Origin of the sequence: Clostridium sp. CM027 (assembly GCF_024730565.1) — a bacterium.
Classification (GTDB): domain Bacteria; phylum Bacillota; class Clostridia; order Clostridiales; family Clostridiaceae; genus Clostridium_AD; species Clostridium_AD estertheticum_B.
This window is the reverse complement of sequence record NZ_CP077725.1, coordinates 942,919-962,982: the sequence shown is the minus strand read 5'-3', so window position 1 is coordinate 962,982 and position 20,064 is coordinate 942,919. Positions and strand designations below refer to the sequence as shown.

Below are 20,064 nucleotides of genomic sequence, written 5' to 3'. Positions count from 1 at the left end.
TGTATTTTTGTAAATACTATATGTAGAATAGTTAGAAAATACAATAAATGTTTAGATATCAAAATAAGCAAAAGGAGATGTTATTTTGGGTAACGATAAGAATAGAGAAGTGAGAAAAGAAAAGCAAAGTGAGGATAAAAAAACTTTTACGAGTGAAGTTCAAGAATTCCATAAACCAGAGGATTATGAAGATGCTTTTAAAGGATACTATCCAAAACAAAAATAAGTCATAATATCTTTAAAGTTTCAATAAAATGGAAAATAAGTTATTAGGTAAAATAAAACAATATATATTTTAGATTAAAGAATCAAGATCTTAGAGCTTGATTCTTTAATTTTTAATAGTTTATAAATAAATTCTTAATTGCTGGGTTACTTATAATAAGTTTATGTAGGGAAAACCCGATAAAAGAATTAATCACTGAAGTAGGAAGCACTATGGATACGAAGAGGATTAAAAAAGGTGCAGGTAAAGCAAATAGAATAAGAGCTGAACCAAGAAAAATACTTCCACTTATTATAGTTCCAAGAAAATAAATGCACCCTAATTTAAGAGGAGAATTAGGATTGAGATACTTATATAACCCGTATATAAGTATTGAAGTTATAACCTTATCTATAATGTTAGGAAGTTGGCCGCCTGGAAAAGTCGTAGATAAGGCACCTAAAATACCTGCTACTATTCCTGTAATAATGGTTATCTTAAGATCTTTAGTTAATGTTAGGGACAAAATCATAAATACTAATAAAAAATCTGGTTTCATTCCTAAAAAGATACCTGGAACAATTTGATGCAATATAAGACCGATTGCAAGTAATAGAGACGTTATTATTAGTTTATTTGTTTTCATAAAAAAAGCTCCTTTTCAAAATAATTTAGAGTTAAATCATCACCTACGGTGTTGCACAGCTTCGAAGAAGATGAATTGAAGACTTCAGAACGAGATTTATACTCCCTATACAGTTTTATTTTTGTTATAGTATAGAACGCCCACTCATAGGAGTGGGATACTTTCCTTCTGAAATGTCGTTAAATGGTTTATTATTATTTTAAAAGCAAATATCTTTCAGAACATCAAATTAACCACCACCTTTACTTTATTATTTAAAATAAAAAAAACCTTCGCCCTGTATTAGGGCGAAGGATATTCGCTGTACCACCTAAATTATGCTACAAAAAAACTAAACATATCTTATAATTCGAGCACTGAAATGCTCTAGCCCTTTTAACAGTGGGCGTCCGGTAACTACTACTCTCAAAATTTGATTTCGGGTTACTTCTAGCAGGTCCATTCACTAAAGTTATCAATACTGAGATTACACTATCCTCAGCTCTCTGAATTTGCATGACTTTAACTACTATTCCTGTTCAACGAATTTATTATTATAATAATAGCATTAAAATTATTAAATGTAAACAATTTTTTCATTAAGAATTATTTACATTTGATAAGAAACGACTAAGATATGTAAATGATTTTACATAAAGAGAAGACTTCAACAATATTTCTATTGTTGAAATCTTCTCTTTTATAAATCTGTTTTATTGAAATTCTAAAGTACTATTATCAAGCCAAGTCCACTCAGGTTTAAAAACTCTTACATCCTCTAAAAGTTGATTGAAAGCCAAATCTGCTTGTTTTGCCTCTAATAGTATATCTAAGTCTATTCCTAAAGGAATACATTTTTCAATAAACTCGATGAATGATGCTGCATCAATGTTATCAGCATGCTTTTTATCTTTTTCACTAGTTTTTGGGCTTGAAAAATGTACTTTTGGTGCTAAAGGCTCACCTTCCCAAGTAGAAAATATATCTTTCAACATAGGTTCTAGTTCATCACCACCGTTGTTGCAGTTATGATGATGTACATCTAGTACCATAGGCACATTTATTTCTTTGCATATGTTTAATACTTCTTTAGTAGTAAAGCTTTTATCATCATTTTCAAATACTAATAACTCAGTTATTTCCTTTGGTAAGTTATTGAAATTCTTAAAGAATCTTTCTGTAGCAGCGAGCTTTCCGCCTTCTTTACCACCAATGTGTAATACCATTTTTCCTAAGGGATAGTTAATATCCTTAAAAAGATTGGCGTGGAATTGTAGATTTTTTGCAGTAGCTTTTATTACTTCTTCCTTAGAACTATTTATGACATTAGATTCATCAGGATGAGTATCTACTCTTAAATTGTTGTTGTTAATAAAATTTCCAAGCCATTCAAAATCCATTTTTAAAATTCTTCTAAATTCCCAATCTGTAACTTCAGGATGAGTTGCTAAAGGGATTAAAGCAGAAGTTATTCTATAAAAATGGACATTGTTTTTTACAACGTATTCTAGAATTTTATGCAAATCATTAACGTTTGATACAGCTACCTTTTGTAGCTTTTCAAGCTTATCTCTAGCCGTCGATTGTTTGGTATATGTAGAAAAAGTTACTGTGCTAGCAGAAGTTATCTTTGCTGACTTTAAGGCAGTAGCCACGTAGCCTAATCTTATTTGCATAATATCACTCCTCATATAATATAGTTATAAATTTGAATATAAATTAAAACATCTCTACTAACCGATATTTTTTAATATATTTTAATAAGCATAATTTTATAGCAATAAAAGTACAATAGCGAAGATAATTTACTATTGTAAAAACGTATTAAGTAAAGGTTTAAAAATTTGCTAATGAGATAAATCCCATATTTCAAAAGTTATAAACAATATTTAAACGTTCCTTAAAAACATCTTATTAAATAAATATAATATCTGAATAGATTTAATAATAAACTCAAATTTAATCATATCACATAATCATAGTGTATGTAAAACAATATAAACTATGATTTAATAAATATTTGTATATTTTAGAGAATTTCATTATAAAAAAGATAAAAACACAAATGTAAGAGAATTTATTTTATGAAATTTTAAAATTATGGTTTTTTATAAAAAGCATATAAAACACTAAGCTAAATGAAAAAAGATAACACTTTGTTTAAAAGATAACATACTTTCATTTTGGCATAAATTAATAATGATGAAAAAAATTTGATGTTATTTAGAATAAAACCCATATATATAATCGTTTTCAGAGAATTTTAAAGTATTGTAGGAGACTAATTGATACTAAAGCATAATAGAATGGTAAAAAAATCATAAAAACTATTTACAACTATCATAAAATTGTGATATAATTAACATGCAAACAAGAACCCAAACATTTATAAGTAAGATCTGAAGATTTAGTGATGAATTGAAGAGTTAACTCATTAAAAAAAATTAATTAATCAGATAAACTTTAAAAGCCAATCTTGAGGAGTTTATTACAACTAATATACAAAAAAAGCAGCAGTACATGAAAGTGAACTACTGCTTTTTGAATTATACAATTAATTGTAGTAATTATCATCTCTTTTTTATGTTATAATTTATTCTTTATTGGAAGTCCGATCCTTATAGTTGTCCCCATTTTAGGTTTGCTTTCTACTATAATGGAGCCGTTATGTTCACCAATAATCCATTTCGCAATAGATAAGCCAAGGCCTGTTCCGCCACTTTCTTTTGCTCTTGATTTATCACATCTATAAAATCTATTAAAAATATAGGGGAGATCTTCTTTAAAAATACCTATTCCCGTATCTATAATTTCAATTACTAAATTATTTTTTCTAATATAGCTATTTAACTTAATACTTCCACCACTTTGAGTATACTTTATGCTATTATCAATGAAAATTCGTAATGCTTGTTTTAATAATTTTTTATCTGCATAAATAATTACAGTTTCATTAATATCAGTTGTAATTTCATGATGGCCATCAATTAGTTTTGTTTCTTTTACGATTTCAAATACTAATTGATCGAAATAAAATTCTTGTTTGGAAAGTCTTTGAGTATTTTTGTCACTTCTTGCAAGGAAGAGAAGTTTTTCTACTAATTGCTGCATATTTTCAGACTCGCTTTTAATAGCGATTATAGATTCGTCGAGTACCGCTTTGTCATCTTTTCCCCAACGGGACAACATATTTGCATAGCCTTTTATAACGGCTATGGGAGTTCTGAGTTCATGGGAGGCGTCTGATACAAATTGATTTTGCATTTCATAGGAAATTTGAATGCGATCCAACATTTCATTAAAGTTTTCGGCTAGCTGTTTTAACTCATCGTGAGAATTGCTAACGTTTAGCCTCTTTTCCAAGGCATTAATTGAAATAGATTTTGTGGTTTCTGTCATACTTTTTATAGGCAGAAGCATTTTTTTACTTGCTTTAGAGCCAATACCTAATGTAATAATTAAAGAGAATATATTTATTATGAAAATAATAAATGCAAAAACATCCCAATATTTGTTTTCATTTTCTAGATTTTTAGAAAGTTGAAGGAAAAATATTTTATTGTTCTGGTCTAACTTAGTAGTAACAAAAACAAGTTGTTGATTTGTTTCATTTGTAGCTGGGTTAGGTGAGCTATCTTTATTAAAATATACATTTTTTTTATCCTTTTCAGTAGTTAAAAGAAGACTTTCTTTTTCATCAAAAATACTGAAGGTTACATATTTTATATTAGAAAAAATATCAACATTAATGTCCTGAGGGTCTTTGTTTAATTTAGCATATTTAATAGCTACTGCACTATATTTAGTAAGTTCACCCTTAGCTTCATTCAATAGATAGAATCTAAAGCCTATAATTAAACCAACACTTAAAAGTAACAGTGTAATAGAAAAAATGAGAGTATAGACTGCAGTCATCTTAAAACTAATTGAAAATCTTAGCAGTTTATGTATTATGCGAGATAATTTTTTCAATAATGTTGGCATAAACAAAAGGATTATTCTAATTAACTTAAAAATTAACCGTAATGATTGTAATAAGAGCTTAAGGATAGATTTTAAATTATTCATCTTTTAAAACATATCCCACCCCTCGCACCGTATGAATAAACTTCAAGTTAAACTTATCATCTATTTTACTTCTTAAATATCTAATATATACATCTACTACATTAGTATCACCCATATATTCATATCCCCATACAATATCTATGATTTTATTTCTTGTAAGAACAATATTTTTATTATCCATTAGGTACTTAAGTAAATCAAATTCTGTCTTAGTTAGTTCTATAGAGTTATCCTTAAATGTAACCACATGTTGATCTAAGTCTATGGTCAATTCTCCAATAGACAATATATTTCTGCTTTCATTGAATACAAGTGTTTTTTTTAATGCTGTTCTTATTCTTGCAAGTAATTCTTCAATAGCGAAAGGCTTAGTCATATAGTCATCGGCACCTATGTCAAGGCCCATAACTTTATCCATTATTTCATCTTTCGCAGTAAGCATTATAATAGGAACTGAGGACACTTGCCTAAGTCTTCTTAATACCTCAAGGCCATTTAAGGAAGGCAACATAACATCAAGGATTACGAGATCAAAAAAATCATTAATGGCCTTATCTAAACCCTCACGTCCGTCATGACATTGCTCAACAATATAACCCTCATACTTTAATTCTAACTCAAGAAACCGTGCTATTTTTATTTCATCCTCAATTATTAAAATCTTTTGCCCACTCATATATAGACTGTACCTCCAAAATATATTATATTAATAGCTTTATTATATATTATTTCATATATAATTACAGACAATTAACTACATATTTTAAATTTTTTAAAAAACCTACATTGATAAGGTGTAGGTTTTTAGTATTTTATTTTCGTGTGCCTTATTCAGTTTTCATTTCTTCGGTAATTTTTGTAGTCACCTTATTAACAGCAACAGACATCTTATCAAAAATCTTGTTTGCTTCTGAATCTTCATTGTTTTTCTTTTGAATTCTTATTTTATGATTAGTTGCTAAGGCTAATATTAATGCTCCAATTACTAGGGGGAAAGCTACTATAGTTATTATAATGGCTAGTGTTACACAGATATTTAATACTACAGCATCATCTTTTTTAACTATTAGCTTTGTTTCATTGGCTTTTTTAATAAGATTTTTTACCTCTTTAAAAAAAATGCTTTCACTGCAAGGATTCTCCTCCGCTTTAATTTTGTTTTGCTTTTCAAGATATACTAAAGCTTCAATAAGGTCTCCGGCACTTTGCTCTAAGGCGTTTTTAGCATCCTCATAACTTACATTAGCTCTTTTTCTTAATTCATCAATTTGTTCTAAATTTATTGACATTTTAATTCCTCCTCGTTTTTATTTGTTTTCTATGTTTTCATTATAAGATTGGAGGATTAAAGATTTATTAGTAGAACGTTAAAATTACATTAGAAATTTAAATTTTAGGTCTTGATTTTAGAATAACATTGAAAATTGGTGTAAAATATTAATATCAGTATATATTTTAAGAATGGAGTGATAAACATATGATTACGCTGACAGAGCAACAAGCACAAAGTATAGTGGATAGAATGATGAATGTAATACCATATAACGTAAATATAATGAATGATAAGGGAATGATTATTGGAAGTGGAGATAAAAATAGACTTTATAAGTTGCATGAGGGAGCTATGGAAGCTATATCTAATAAAAAGATGATTGCAATTTCAGAAGGTGGATTATGTACAAAACCAGGAGTAAATACGCCAATAATTTTTCAAGACAAAATCATTGGCGTTATAGGGATTACAGGTGTACCAAAGGAGGTTCGCCCTTTTGTTGAGTTGGTTAGAATAACTGCGGAACTTCTAGTAAATCAGGAGTACGTTTTATGTCAAAGAAAAATTAATGAACAGCTAAAAGAGGAGTTTTTATATGAATTAATTTATCTAAACAATGACTATAGTCAGGATTTTAAAGAAAGAGGAGATTCTTTGGGAATTGATGTATCTATTCCAAGGGTAGCTGTGGTTTTAACTTTTAGAGAGGACTACATGGGGAAAGTAAAGAGTAAATTAATGAATTTTTTAAGGAATGATGAATTTTATTTGAAATTAAATCCATCTACTATAGTAACTTTTATGTATTACGATAGTTTTGTTACTAAGAGATTAGAAAGGTTCTTATGCAAAGAAGAGGACTGTTGCTTTCAAATAGGAATAGGATATAGTGAAAATATTTTCGGTACATCATTTAAGCAAGCAACGAAGGCACTTGGAATTGGGAAAAAAATTGAAAGCAAAAGAAAAATTTATTTATACAAAGATATAGCCTTTATTTCATTGTTATCAAGTTTTAAAGGAAATAATGATATGAAAAAAATAATCGAGAATTTAGAAGCTGAGAATCAATTAAACTTACTATCGACATTAAGTACTTATATAAATATGAATGGACAAGTAAATAAAAGTTCTGAGGAACTTCATATTCATAGAAATACATTGAATTATAGGTTAGATAAAGTTGAAGAAGTTACTGGGAAAAACCCAAAAAACTTTATTGACTTGTTCCAATTATATACTGCGTATATCTTATCCAAACTATAATTGTTCATATGCACAAAAATTATAGTTCGATTATTAAACAAATGCCTAATGTTTATTTTTTTGAATTCGTTTACAATATAAAAAAGAGAACAACAGAGGAGGAGTTAATATGCAAGTAACCGCATTAGGCGCAATTATTGCACTTATATTAGCAATTTTTTTAATAATTAAAAAAGTTCATCCAGCATATGCCCTTATATTAGGTGCATTAATAGGTGGTTTAGTAGGTGGAGTAGGACTAACAAACACTGTAGTATTTATGATTGATGGTGCAAAAGGTATAATGCCGGCAATCCTTAGAATACTTACTGCCGGAGTTTTAGCAGGAGTCCTTATAGAATCTGGTGCTGCTGCAAAGATTGCAGAAACTATTGTAGATAAAATAGGAGAAAATAATTCTCTAGTAGCACTAGCACTCGCAACTTTAGTACTGACATCTGTAGGAGTTTTTGTAGACGTAGCAGTTATTACAGTAGCACCAATAGCGATGTCTATTGCCATTCGTGCTAATTTATCTAAATCATCGATTCTTATTGCTATGATAGGTGGGGGAAAAGCAGGAAATATTATGTCTCCTAATCCTAATGCTATAGCAGCAGCGGATGCATTTAAAGTGCCATTAACATCAGTTATGGCAGCAGGTATAGTGCCAGCAGTATTTGGCCTTATTGTTACATGCATAATAGCGAAAAAGCTAATTAAAAAAGGAAATTTTGTTGAAAAAGGCGAAGTTGATTGTGAAGTTGAGCAAAAACCAAGCTTTTTATCAGCAATTGTTGGACCAATAGTTGCTATAGTATTACTTTCTCTTAGACCTTTATTCAAAATTAGTATAGATCCACTAATAGCATTACCAATCGGAGGGACCGTTGGAGCGCTTGCTATGGGAAAAATAAAAAACTTAAATAAATACTCAATTGTTGGGTTAACAAAAATGAGTGGAGTAGCTATTTTACTTATTGGTACAGGAACGCTTGCAGGAATTATAGCTAATTCTGGGTTAAAAGATGTAATTGTGCAAGGACTTAGTGCTTCAGGCCTTCCTGCATATGCATTAGCGCCTATAGCAGGAATATTAATGTCTGCGGCTACAGCATCAACTACATCTGGTACTGCAGTAGCAAGTACAGTATTTGGTGGAACTATATTAGAACTAGGAATCTCACCTCTTTCAGCAGCGGCAATGATTCATAGTGGAGCAACAGTTTTAGATCATCTTCCACACGGGAGTTTTTTTCATGCAACAGGTGGAAGTATATTTATGGATATGAAGGGAAGATTAAAACTTATACCATATGAATCATTAGTAGGTTTAACTATGACTTTAGTGTCAACTATAATATTTGGAATAATGAAATAGAGCTCTAAGTAATTGATTATAACAATTAATAATAAAGAATATCTCACAGGTTTAAATTAGTAATTCACTTTGGAAAGGATAGATATATATGAAATTTGTGTTAGCACCAGATTCATTTAAGGAAAGTATGACAGCAAAAGAAGTAGCGGAGGCCATGGAGAGAGGAATCAAAAAAATCATTCCACATGCGGAATGTGTGAAGGTTCCAATGGCTGACGGTGGAGAAGGAACGGTGCAGTCTCTTGTAGATGCAACAGAAGGTGAACTATACAAAACGCTGGTTAAAGGACCCCTTGGTGATGAAGTTCTAGCTACATTTGGAGTGCTTGGAGATAAAAAAACAGCAGTAATTGAGATGGCTAGCGCCAGTGGGTTGCATCTTGTGCCTAGGGAAAAAAGAAACCCTCTTTTGACTACAACTTATGGTACGGGAGAATTGATTAAAGCGGCTCTTGATGCAGGTGTTAACCATCTGATTATAGGAATAGGCGGTAGTGCCACAAATGACGGCGGTGCGGGAATGATACAAGCACTTGGTGGAAAGCTCTTAACAAAGGATAATGAAGAGATTAATTTAGGCGGTGGATATTTAAATCTTCTTCATAAGATAGATTTAAATGGACTAGATAAGAGGATAAAAGATACTAAGATTGAAGTAGCCTGTGATGTTACTAATCCTTTAACAGGCAAAAATGGTGCTTCTTATATTTTTGGACCACAAAAGGGTGCAACAGGTGAAATAGTTAAAATTTTAGATGATAATTTAAGTCATTATGCAAAAATTATAAAAGAACAGTTAGGATTAGATATTGAAAGTATTCCTGGAGCAGGAGCAGCGGGGGGACTAGGTGCAGGGCTTCTTGCTTTCTTCTGCGCAGAACTTAAAAGGGGAATAGATTTAGTTACGAAGCATACTAATCTCAAAGAAAAAATGCAAGATGCAGATTATGTATTTACTGGAGAAGGAAGCATAGATGGACAAACACTTTATGGAAAAGCACCTCTTGGAGTGGCTTTAATAGCTAAAGAATATAATATACCTGTTATTGCATTTGCAGGACGAATAGGTGATGGAGCAGAGGCTTTATATGCACATGGAATAAATTCAATAATAGGCATATTATCAGAAGCTGAAACAATTGATAAGGCACTTGAAAAAGGTCCGGAAAATATTGAAAGAGCTAGTGAAAATGTAGTTAGAATTATTTTACTTAATAAGTAAGCTAATCTTAACAAAATAGTAATTAATAACTCCTTAAGGGTTTATTAATTACTATTTTGTTGTTTTTTAAGAAAAATTTTCTTAAAAATTGTAATTTTTATTAACCAATATCTGCACCAGTGAATATAGTATAGTATAATAAAAAATATGAATTATATAGTATATTTAGCTCATTAATAAAACAAATTGTAAATTTATAATAAAGACAAATTCAACTATGAATCCGATTTATTAGTACATATATCAACGCATAAAAATTATGACCACAATATATTTTAGTGATATATGTATCTATAAAAGTATGAATAACTTATAAATCGGTATCTGTGTGTATCGTCTTATTCTAAATTTATACAAAAAGGAGTTTTATAAAATGAGTAGAGATGAAAATAATAATAATAATAACTGTGAATGTGAATTATGTCATTCTATTAATGCAGAACCAGTAAGTATAGAAAAACATGGTGCAAAATTATTAACTGTAAGAATACAAGTAAATAACGTATGCTTTGGCAAAACAGTAGCTGTTGCATGTATTATATATGATAATGCTGGTAGAATAATCACTTTTAGAGGGTTTACTACAATACTATGTAAAGAGGATGAATGCAATCAATGTGGTACGATTAGACGTAAACTTGTGTTTGTACTTCCAGATGATATTGAAGAGCCAGAAGAAGTAGACGTACGTATTGCAGCTAATTATTTATTTCCATGTGAGTAAAATAACTATGTAACTATAAAAAGAGATAATGAAGATTTAATCTTCATTATCTCTTTTTTTATTAAAACTAGTCGCATGCAAATAAATAAATTTGTCGAATATTAAAACTTATAATAGAAATTATAAGCTTAAACATGGTATAATATAAACTTATGAGTTGAAAATATATTTAAGTTATACTTAAAAATTATATATGGAACAAAAGAAAGGAAGTTAAAATGAGTAACATAAAATTTGAGGAATTTAATATTAGTGAAGAAATATTAAAAGCAATTAATAATTTAGGATATAAAAATCCTTCAGAGGTTCAGGCTGCGGTAATACCTATAGCCCTAAAAGGTAATGATATCATAGTAAAATCACAAACAGGTAGTGGGAAAACAGCTGCTTTTGCTATTCCACTTTGTGAAAGTGCAGATATAGAGGAAACAGAGCCTCAAGCATTAGTATTAACACCTACTAGAGAACTAGCTCTTCAATTGAGCCAGGATATAACACAAATAGGTAGATATAAGAAAATTAGAGCCGTAGCTGTTTTTGGTAAACAACCTATAGAAATGCAAAAGAAACAGTTAAAGCAAAGAGTGCACGTAGTAGTAGGTACGCCAGGAAGAACCTTAGATCATATTGAAAGAGGAACTATTAATTTAGACAAGATAAAATATTTAATATTAGACGAAGCAGATGAAATGCTTAGCATGGGATTTATAGAACAAGTAGAAGAGGTTATCAAAGCTGTTCCTAAAAATAGAGTTACTATGTTATTTTCAGCTACAATACCAGAATCTATTGAAGCAATTTGCATGAAATACATGGTGAATCCTGTTAAAATAGAAATAAACCCTGAAAAATTAACCGTTGAAAAAATTGATCAAGTTTGCTATGAAGTAGAGGAAGATAAGAAGCTCAGTTTGCTTAAGAGAACGCTTTATGTTGAAAATCCAGATTCATGTATAGTATTTTGTAGAACAAAAGAAAATGTTGATGCAATAACAAATCAAATGAAAAATCGCCATTATTCATGTATTAAGATACATGGAGGGTTACTTCAAAATGATAGATTAGATGCTATGGAAAGATTTAAAAAAGGTGAATTTAGATTTCTAGTGGCTACGGATGTTGCTGCTAGAGGTATTGATGTAGAAGATATAACTCATATTATAAATTATGATTTACCCTTAGAAAAAGAAAATTACGTGCATAGAATAGGAAGAACAGGACGTGCAGGCAAAAAGGGAAAAGCTATAACTTTTACAACGCGTCATGAAAAAAGATTTTTACAAAACATAGAAAACTATATTGGTATGGAGATACCTAAAAAACCAATTCCATCAAAGGAAGAGTCTGAGCCATATAGGGAAGCATTTTATGAAAAAAATGATGCCAAGCCTATTATTAAAAAGACTAAAGCATCTAATTTTAGTAGCGATATAATGAAAATATATATCAGTGCAGGTAAAAGGAAAAAAATAAGAAATGTAGATATTGTAGGAACTATTTGCAATATTGAGGGTGTTAGTGTTGAGGATATAGGTATTATAGATATTCAAGATAGTTTCTCTCATGTAGATATCATGGCTGGAAAAGGCAAGTTAGTATTAGAAGCCCTTAAAAACGGGACAATAAAGGGAAAAACAATTAGGGTAGAAAAAGCAAACAAATAGTACTTAATACTATAGAATGCAAAATGAGGTAGATAATCTAATTATCCACCTCATTTTTATATTAAATCATCTCCTGCGGAGCTGAAGTATTAACGACTTCAGAAGGATATTTATACTCCCACTGAAGTTTTCTGTTTGATAGCGTATAAAATGGCTGAAGATAATGGATTTACTGTAGTTTTAATGAGTGGTGACTTAGACCATATTCATTTATTAATAGAATTCATTACTCAACAATATATTCCTGATATAATGAAAGCATTAAAAGGAGTATCGGCTAGATTATTAATTAAAGAATATGGAATAATACTAAAGAAGAAATTATGTGGAGGCCATTTATGAAGACCTTCATATTTCGCTGCAACAGTAAGTGAGATATAGAAGAAGTTTGCTAATATAATATAAACAAAGCGGGTAGGAAGTATCCCAAATTTAACACCCATGGAGTTAGTAGGTAACGAGGACGATGATGTGGGAAAATCTAAGAGCAATCTTAGAAGCATGTGACTTCAGTCATGTGAGCTTCACGCGATAATATATATCTTAATGTTATAGATTAAACATAGAGTTATAAAATTGTTTTTAAATACAATTTAAATACTCTTTAATATGTGTTAAAATATAAAAGTTGTGGGAAAGATTTCGTCAAGGTAACTTAAAAAAAACAAACAACTAGGTAATATTAAGTATTATATAAATTATCAATAATATTACTTGTTAAAAAGGAGAGCTATAATGAAAACATTTCAAGATTTAGTAAATGAGACTTTAGATGTTCAAGATTTAGAGGAATTAGAATCAGCAGCAGATTTATTTCAATTTGGTATTGAAAAAGGATATTATAATAAGCGCCAAGCAGATCAATTTAACATTACATATTGGAAAATGAAAAATAAGTGCTTAGCTTATGAAGTTGCCAAAGAAATAAAAGGTAATAAATTAGATATAATTACCATGGTTACTAGTGCCCCAACTGAAATAAAAGACAATATGCGTGAGCTTATAAATTATGTAAATGGGAGAGTTAAGGCATTAAAGGGTAAAATGAATGGGAATAGATAGCATTGCTATTTTATAAATAATAATGAACTAATTGAAGTTAAGTTAATAATCATCTGTGCAGCTCCATTTGGGAATAAAAGGTATATAATATTATAAGTGAATAAGCTTATAGGAATATATGCAAGAAGGGTATATATTTATATATAAATATATACCCTTTATTCGTATAAATCCCCTGCAAGTTTTTCTAATGCACTTGTATTTAGATTGGAAATGGTGTGTTTTTTTTAATTTCTATGGTAACCTTATAAAAGGGACATATAAACAAATTAAAGAGTGGAGGAAATTAAATGTATAAAGCATCTGCGGTATTTATAGGTATATTAATTGCTATAATGGTGACTTTTAATGGGATTTTAGCAAATTATACAGATCAGTATGTATCAATATTAATAATTCACATAGTTGGACTTATTGCTGTTATTACTGTTTTATTATTTAAAAAAGAAAAGTTTAAGATTCCCAAAAACACTCCATTATATTTGTTTAGCGGTGGATTCATAGGAGTTTTTATGGTGTTTTTAAATAGTTTATGCTTCAATTTACTTGGCGCTTCTCTAACTTTATCATTAGGTATATTTGGACAATTAGTATTAGCCTGCTTTATAGACCATTATGGTCTATTTGGTTTAAATATTTATAAGTTTAAAAAGAAAAAAGTTGTCGGTTTTTTTATAATATTTTTAGGGCTAGTCACAATGATAATATATTAAATGGGAGATGGGGAAGTATGTTGTATATAATTTTAGCAATTTTATGTGGCTGTATTACTATAATATCCATGATTGTAAATTCACATCTAGCTAAAGAAATAGGGATTTTTCAAGGAACCCTTATAAACTATATTGTAGGATTATTAAGTACCATATTACTTATAGTTATAGTGAAAACCACTGTAAACACATCACTTAGTAGTTACACTACAATACCAGCATGGGCTTTTTTAGGGGGGTTACTAGGAGTAATAGTTGTTGCAAGTTCGAACATTGTAATTCCTAAAATTCCTACTATTTATACTACTTTGCTGATATTTATGGGTCAGCTTTTTACTGGTATACTTATTGATTATTTCAGAATGGGTTTTATTTCAAAAGGGAAAATTATTGGTGGCTTATTAATTCTATTTGGGCTAATATATAATTCTAATGTTGACAGGAAAGAATTGATTGGAAAATGTTAACGATATTTTAATTCAGATTATAAGAACATGAGCAACTCCGCAGGAAATGCTTTAATATTGTAGCTGCAAAAGTGATGATTTAATGAAAACTAAGTGATTATGGAAGATAAATTCATAATCACTTAGTTTTTTTATTGGTAGTAATGTATAATAATTTTTAAAAGGTTGTTTTGATATTTAAGAAATTAATGTATAACGAAAGATAATATATAATATAATTATAGAGAAAATAGTTAGTATATTTTATCATATGGCGTCCGTATATAGAAGTGATCACATTGAAAAATAATGAATCGCATTTTTTTTCACTACTGATGAATTTTTAAAAAAAGTAGGTGTTGCCTTAAGAATACTGCAGTACTATGATAAAATAGATTTAACGACATTTAGTAATTATAGTGATTTATATCTGCAAATTCTTGTAATAAATTATAGATTTAAGTAAAAATAAATTAGAATAGTTAAACATTAAAATAAAATTTAATTTGAAGGGTAGGATATGAATGAAAATAAGGAATATTCCTTTTTCACCTCCAGACATAACTGATACAGAAAAAAAGCTTGTAATGGAGGTGCTAGATTCAGGGTGGATTACAAGTGGGCCTAAGGCTATGGAATTTGAAGATCAAATTGCTAAGTATTGTCATGCAAATAATGCAGTAGCACTTTCAAGTGCGAGTGCAGGCTTAGAACTTATATTAAAGGTTTATAACATTTGCGAGGGCGACGAAGTTATTACAACACCTTATACATATACAGCTACAGCAAGTGTAATAATCCATAGGGGAGTTAAGCCAACTTTTGTAGATGTTAAAGAAGGCAGTTTTTTAATAGATGAGCAAAAATTAGGTATGACAATTACACCTAAAACGAAAGCTATAATAACTGTGGATTTTGCAGGGGTTCCTGTAGATTATGATGCTATAAAAGAAGTACTTAGGGAAAAAAATAGAGAAGATATTATATTTATATCAGATTCAGCTCACTCATTTGGAGCAATATACAAAGGAAACAAAGTTGGAACACAGGCTGATTTTAATGTTTTTTCGTTCCATGCGGTGAAGAATTTAACAACATCAGAGGGGGGAGCAATTGTTTTTAATGATAATAAATTTAAGGGGAAGGAAGATTTATTGCGAGAGTTTAAAATAACGTCTTATCAAGGTCAGTCAAAGGATACATTTGCTAAGATGAAAGCAGGAGCTTGGAAATATGATATCATAACAGATGGGATGAAATGTAATATGACAGATATTAGTGCAGCTATAGGGATTTCACAACTTCAAAGATATGAAGGAATGATTGAGCAAAGAAGAGATATTTTTAATGTGTATACCAAAGCTCTTGAAACTAAACAGTGGGCGATTATTCCTTTTATAAAGGATGAAAATAGAGAGACATCATATCATCTATATCCTTTAAGAGTAAAAGGAATTAATGAGATACAAAGAGATGAGGTAGTACAAAAACTTGCAGATATAAGCATAGCTACAAATGTTCACTTTACACCTTTACCAATGTTTACACTTTATAAGAATCTTGGGTATTCTATAAAGGATTATCCAAATGCATATAATCAATATGCAAATGAAATAACACTTCCAGTATACTCAACGCTTAAGTTAGAAGATGCAGAGTATGTGGTGCAAAAAGTAATAAGATGCGTAGAAGAGATAATGGGATAAAGCTCAAATTTAACTGACATTGCCAACTATATAAAAGGAGGTCCTATTATGAAGGTTAAATTTTATACATCTACAAGAGAATATACTAATAAAAAGTCGGAATTTAACAATGCTGTTCTAGGAGTTATGGAAAGAGGAATATCGATGCTAGGCACAGAGGTAACTGACTTCGAAGAAGCAGTTAGAAAATTTACTGGAGCTAAATATGCAATTGGTGTTGCATCGGGTACAGATGCCTTAGTAATGGCTTCTGATATACTAGGTTTTAAAGATGGGAAAGAAGTAATAACTTCACCTTTTACTTTCTTAGCTTCTACATCTTGCATTGCAAAACATAGGGCAAAACCTGTATTTGTAGATATTGATGAAGAAACTTTTAGTATAGATGTAGGCAAAATAGAAGAAGAAATAACAAAGGATACCGTAGGGATTATCCCAATTCATTTATTTTCACAAATGGGTGATATGGATAAAATTATGGACATAGCCAGTAGAAATAATTTGAAGGTTTTAGAAGACGCTGCGGAATCGTTTGGTATGAGATGGAAAGGGAATGGATCAGAATTTAGACATGCAGGTACAATAGGAGACTTTGGTGTTTTCTCATTCTTTCCTACCAAGACGTTAGGAGCTTATGGCGACGCTGGTATGATAGTAACTAACGATGAAAACTTAGCACGTATTACTAAAATGTACAGGGTTCATGGGGCTTCTAAGAAGTATCATTATGATTACATTGGATATAATTCAAGATTGGATTCAATTCAAGCGGCTATATTACAAGTGAAAATGAAATATATAAACGAAGCAATTCAAAAGAGAAATCATATTGCAAAATTATATATAGATAGATTACAAGATTGTGAGTTTATTAAAATACCTAAAATTAAAGGAAATCAAAAGCCGGTGTATTATGTATTTAATATATTAGCCGAAAGAAGAGATGAACTTTGCGAATATCTAAAAGCTAATGAAATAGGAAATAGTATTTATTATCCAATACCGCTTCATCTTCAAAAATGTTTTGAATACTTAGGATATAAAAAAGGCGATTTCCCAGTATCTGAAAGAATAGCAAATGACATCATTGCACTTCCTATATACCCAGAGATAACTGAGGAAGAAGTAGAATTTGTTTGTGAAACTATTAAGAAATTCTATAAAAAGTAAAGGAATTCCATATTACATTAATATGCATAGAATAGATATAACAATCATTGCATAAACCAAAAATATAAATATACGTTAGTTGAAATATAGTAAAAAAGAACATTCCATAATTAGTTGGACTAATTATGGAATGTTCTTTTGTTTTAAATAATTATGGTGATATGGACGGTTCATGTAAGTGTGATTTTAAATTTTTAATGTAAGCTCTTACCTTATAAATTTCTACTGCTGTAAGTAATGTTGGTGGTCCTAGTTTAGATAAAAAATTAATGACTTCTGTACTTTCTTGTACAGTGTCTTTAGCATATACGTAATCTGGTTTTAGCAATATACAGCCTATTATACAACCTATTATGGCTGGGTATGTGTTAAATTTAATATCTTTTAGTTTTGCTTTGAAGATAGCATTATTAATTCCATCTACTAAGGCTTTTCTGGGGTGACATGAATTTATTGTTTTAAATATAATAATAACCCCCTTAAAAACTATATATACTAATTATAGTATATGAAACTTAGGGGTAAGTGATATAGGTAGGAGATAATTTAATATGTACTAAGTATAAAACGGTAACAAACTTTAATCGGTATCTTGCAATGTACAATAGCATGTGCTAGTATATAATAAAGGTAAATAATCTAAGAGAAGGTGAAGTAATGAATGTACAATTTAAAAAAGGCGTTCTTGAATTATGTGTATTATCTGTACTTGATGGCAGAGATTGCTACGGATATGAACTTGTAAATGAAATTTCACAAGATATAGATATATCTGAAGGAACAATATATCCTTTGCTTAGGAGATTAAAAAGTGATGGATTTGTAACTACTTATCTTCAAGAATCACAAGAAGGGCCACCAAGGAAGTATTACAGCATTACGACACTGGGTAAGAATACAAAAGAAGAGCTAAAAGATGAGTGGTTGGATTTTGTAATCACAGTGAGCAAAGTTTTAAAGATAGAACAGAAAAAGGAGATGAGGATATGAATAAAAATGAATTTATGAAAGAACTTTCAAGAAATTTATCTAATCTTCGCGAAGAAGAAAAACAAGATATTTTAATTGATTATGATGAATATTTTACCATAGGAGCAGAAAAAGGAAGAAGTGAAGAAGACATAGCCATATCTCTTGGAGAGCCTAGAACTATTGCAAAACAGTTAAGAGCAAATTATATGATTGAGAAAGCACAAAATACAAAATCTTCAGCAAATATTGGTAGAGCTATAATTGCAGCAGTCGGGTTAGGTTTTTTTAATATAATATTGTTAGGACCGTTTATAGGTATTGTTGGGGTGCTCATAGGATTGTATGCAACGGCGTTTGGATTCACTATAAGTGGAATAGGGGTAGTTTTAGGCACGTTTCTTAAATTAATATTTCCAAGTTATATATCCATGGATGTAAATTGGATTATAAGTATTGCAATTGGCATGGGGCTTAGTGCTGTAGGAGCTTTAATGTTTATAGGATGTAAGCATCTAACAAAATGGCTATATAAAGTAACTATTAAATATTTAAAAACAAATATCAAAATAATTAATGGTAAAGAGGAGCAAGACTATGAGAAAATTTAATGAAAAAAAGGTTGTAAAATGCTTGATGATTGTAGTTATGTGTTCAATAATACTAGGAGGAGTAGGGTACGTACTTGAGTATAAATTAGGTATTATAAAATCTAACAATGATATAACACAAGGAAGCAGTACATCTAATGATAAGTTTAATATAGAGGCTACAAAGGAATTTAGTAAAGGGAATATTAAAACCATAAATGTAGAAACAGTAAGCACAGACGTAAACATTATCACTAGCAAGGAAGATAAAATAAGAGTTCATTTTTATGGTAATTCAAATTCGAAAAAGTCAGCACCACATTTAGAGGCATTTGTAAATGGGGATGATCTAGATGTTTTAATTAAATATCCAGGTAAAATTTTTGGTATAAATATAAACACAAAAATAAATTTAGATATATATGTTCCGGAAGACTATAAAAAGGATTTAAAAATAAATACAACATCAGGGGATGTTATTATAGGAGACCTACGATTAGATAAATTTAAATTTCAAACAACATCAGGAGATGCTAAGATAAACTTATTAACAACTAATGAAACAATATTTGAGGGTACTTCCGGCAAAGTAAATGTAAAATCCTTATTAAGTAAGAAGAATGAATTTAAGACAACTTCAGGGGACACAAAAATAGAAAATATTACAGGAGATATATTAGGTCAATCAGTTTCAGGTTGGTTCAAGTTTAAGTATAAAGACTTTAACAATGATATTAATATAGACTCTACTTCAGGAGATGTGGAATTAAAACTTCCTAAAAAATCAGAATTTAAATTAGACTTTGACAGTACATCAGGTGATCTTAGAAATGATTTTCCTATAACAGTGACAGGAGAAGCTGACAAGCATGAAATAAAAGGGGATGTAGGTAATGGAAATAAAATAATAAAAATAAATACAACTTCAGGTAATGCTACTATTAATGCTTCGGATGAGTAAAATTTATAAAAAAGGTTTCTGATAAATAAAACTAGAAAGC

Annotated in this window: 21 protein-coding genes and 1 other annotated feature; of the genes, 15 read left to right on the top strand and 6 right to left on the bottom strand. The window is 29.8% G+C overall.

Going from position 1 to position 20,064, the window contains the following annotated elements:
* Window positions 1-85: 85 nt before the first annotated feature.
* The gene (locus KTC92_RS04745; RefSeq protein WP_216304289.1) at window positions 86-226 is read left to right on the top strand and encodes a hypothetical protein; all 141 of its coding nucleotides are present in this window, start codon (window positions 86-88) and stop codon (window positions 224-226) included.
* Between the two features lie 112 nt (window positions 227-338).
* Here KTC92_RS04745 and KTC92_RS04740 read toward each other — a convergent pair whose 3' ends face one another.
* From KTC92_RS04740 to KTC92_RS04720, 5 genes are all read right to left on the bottom strand, one after another.
* A complete protein-coding gene (locus KTC92_RS04740; RefSeq protein WP_216304290.1) occupies window positions 339-851 on the bottom strand; it encodes a tryptophan transporter in 513 nt (170 codons plus the stop codon).
* Between the two features lie 280 nt (window positions 852-1,131).
* Window positions 1,132-1,382 (bottom strand) — a binding site (T-box leader).
* Between the two features lie 161 nt (window positions 1,383-1,543).
* Window positions 1,544-2,506, bottom strand: a complete 963-nt coding sequence (gene uvsE / locus KTC92_RS04735; protein ID WP_216304291.1) for a UV DNA damage repair endonuclease UvsE — start codon at window positions 2,504-2,506, stop codon at window positions 1,544-1,546.
* 910 nt (window positions 2,507-3,416) lie between these two features.
* Window positions 3,417-4,661 carry a HAMP domain-containing sensor histidine kinase gene (locus tag KTC92_RS04730; RefSeq protein ID WP_253198289.1) on the bottom strand — a complete coding sequence of 415 codons (1,245 nt, stop codon included), beginning with the start codon at window positions 4,659-4,661 and terminating at the stop codon, window positions 3,417-3,419.
* 229 nt (window positions 4,662-4,890) lie between these two features.
* Window positions 4,891-5,574, bottom strand: a complete 684-nt coding sequence (locus KTC92_RS04725) for a response regulator transcription factor (RefSeq protein ID WP_216304293.1) — start codon at window positions 5,572-5,574, stop codon at window positions 4,891-4,893.
* Window positions 5,575-5,725: 151 nt separating this feature from the next.
* Window positions 5,726-6,187: a DUF4342 domain-containing protein gene (locus KTC92_RS04720; RefSeq protein ID WP_216304294.1), complete on the bottom strand. Its 462-nt coding sequence runs from the start codon at window positions 6,185-6,187 to the stop codon at window positions 5,726-5,728.
* 188 nt (window positions 6,188-6,375) lie between these two features.
* On the opposite strand from KTC92_RS04720, the gene KTC92_RS04715 reads away from it, so the two are divergent.
* The 11 genes from KTC92_RS04715 (at window position 6,376) to KTC92_RS04665 (ending at window position 17,504) form a co-directional block, all read left to right on the top strand.
* Entirely contained in the window at window positions 6,376-7,437 is a 1,062-nt protein-coding gene (locus KTC92_RS04715) for a sugar diacid recognition domain-containing protein (protein ID WP_216304295.1), read from the top strand.
* A gap of 109 nt (window positions 7,438-7,546) precedes the next feature.
* Window positions 7,547-8,797, top strand: a complete 1,251-nt coding sequence (locus KTC92_RS04710; protein WP_216304296.1) for a GntP family permease — start codon at window positions 7,547-7,549, stop codon at window positions 8,795-8,797.
* Window positions 8,798-8,885: 88 nt separating this feature from the next.
* On the top strand, window positions 8,886-10,019 hold the full coding sequence (locus tag KTC92_RS04705; RefSeq protein ID WP_220287656.1) for a glycerate kinase: 1,134 nt from the start codon (window positions 8,886-8,888) through the stop codon (window positions 10,017-10,019).
* Window positions 10,020-10,392: 373 nt separating this feature from the next.
* Window positions 10,393-10,743: a hypothetical protein gene (locus KTC92_RS04700; protein WP_220287658.1), complete on the top strand. Its 351-nt coding sequence runs from the start codon at window positions 10,393-10,395 to the stop codon at window positions 10,741-10,743.
* Window positions 10,744-10,961: 218 nt separating this feature from the next.
* Window positions 10,962-12,407, top strand: coding sequence for a DEAD/DEAH box helicase (locus tag KTC92_RS04695; protein WP_165413493.1), 1,446 nt, complete (start codon window positions 10,962-10,964; stop codon window positions 12,405-12,407).
* A 135-nt stretch (window positions 12,408-12,542) separates the two neighbouring features.
* Window positions 12,543-12,749: a transposase gene (locus KTC92_RS04690; protein ID WP_165413494.1), complete on the top strand. Its 207-nt coding sequence runs from the start codon at window positions 12,543-12,545 to the stop codon at window positions 12,747-12,749.
* A 393-nt stretch (window positions 12,750-13,142) separates the two neighbouring features.
* Window positions 13,143-13,469 (top strand): hypothetical protein, encoded by a 327-nt coding sequence (locus tag KTC92_RS04685; RefSeq protein WP_165413495.1) that lies wholly within the window; start codon window positions 13,143-13,145, stop codon window positions 13,467-13,469.
* Window positions 13,470-13,759: 290 nt separating this feature from the next.
* Window positions 13,760-14,182, top strand: a complete 423-nt coding sequence (locus KTC92_RS04680; protein WP_220287660.1) for a DMT family transporter — start codon at window positions 13,760-13,762, stop codon at window positions 14,180-14,182.
* A gap of 17 nt (window positions 14,183-14,199) precedes the next feature.
* Complete coding sequence (locus tag KTC92_RS04675; protein ID WP_165413497.1) at window positions 14,200-14,649, top strand: DMT family transporter; 450 nt, start codon at window positions 14,200-14,202, stop codon at window positions 14,647-14,649.
* A gap of 509 nt (window positions 14,650-15,158) precedes the next feature.
* The gene (locus tag KTC92_RS04670) at window positions 15,159-16,334 is read left to right on the top strand and encodes a DegT/DnrJ/EryC1/StrS aminotransferase family protein (RefSeq protein ID WP_216304309.1); all 1,176 of its coding nucleotides are present in this window, start codon (window positions 15,159-15,161) and stop codon (window positions 16,332-16,334) included.
* Between the two features lie 48 nt (window positions 16,335-16,382).
* Entirely contained in the window at window positions 16,383-17,504 is a 1,122-nt protein-coding gene (locus KTC92_RS04665) for a DegT/DnrJ/EryC1/StrS aminotransferase family protein (protein ID WP_220287662.1), read from the top strand.
* Between the two features lie 151 nt (window positions 17,505-17,655).
* Here the strand turns inward: KTC92_RS04665 and KTC92_RS04660 are convergent, their stop codons facing one another.
* Window positions 17,656-17,832: a hypothetical protein gene (locus KTC92_RS04660; protein WP_216304301.1), complete on the bottom strand. Its 177-nt coding sequence runs from the start codon at window positions 17,830-17,832 to the stop codon at window positions 17,656-17,658.
* A 329-nt stretch (window positions 17,833-18,161) separates the two neighbouring features.
* On the opposite strand from KTC92_RS04660, the gene KTC92_RS04655 reads away from it, so the two are divergent.
* The 3 genes from KTC92_RS04655 to KTC92_RS04645 are packed head-to-tail and all read left to right on the top strand — an operon-like array spanning window position 18,162 to window position 20,024.
* Window positions 18,162-18,494: a PadR family transcriptional regulator gene (locus KTC92_RS04655; RefSeq protein ID WP_216304302.1), complete on the top strand. Its 333-nt coding sequence runs from the start codon at window positions 18,162-18,164 to the stop codon at window positions 18,492-18,494.
* The gene (locus KTC92_RS04650; RefSeq protein ID WP_220287664.1) at window positions 18,491-19,084 is read left to right on the top strand and encodes an HAAS domain-containing protein; all 594 of its coding nucleotides are present in this window, start codon (window positions 18,491-18,493) and stop codon (window positions 19,082-19,084) included. Before KTC92_RS04655 ends, KTC92_RS04650 begins: the two co-directional genes overlap by 4 nt.
* Window positions 19,071-20,024 carry a DUF4097 family beta strand repeat-containing protein gene (locus tag KTC92_RS04645; RefSeq protein WP_220287666.1) on the top strand — a complete coding sequence of 318 codons (954 nt, stop codon included), beginning with the start codon at window positions 19,071-19,073 and terminating at the stop codon, window positions 20,022-20,024. The genes KTC92_RS04650 and KTC92_RS04645 overlap by 14 nt, the downstream gene beginning before the upstream one ends.
* Window positions 20,025-20,064: the final 40 nt, after the last annotated feature.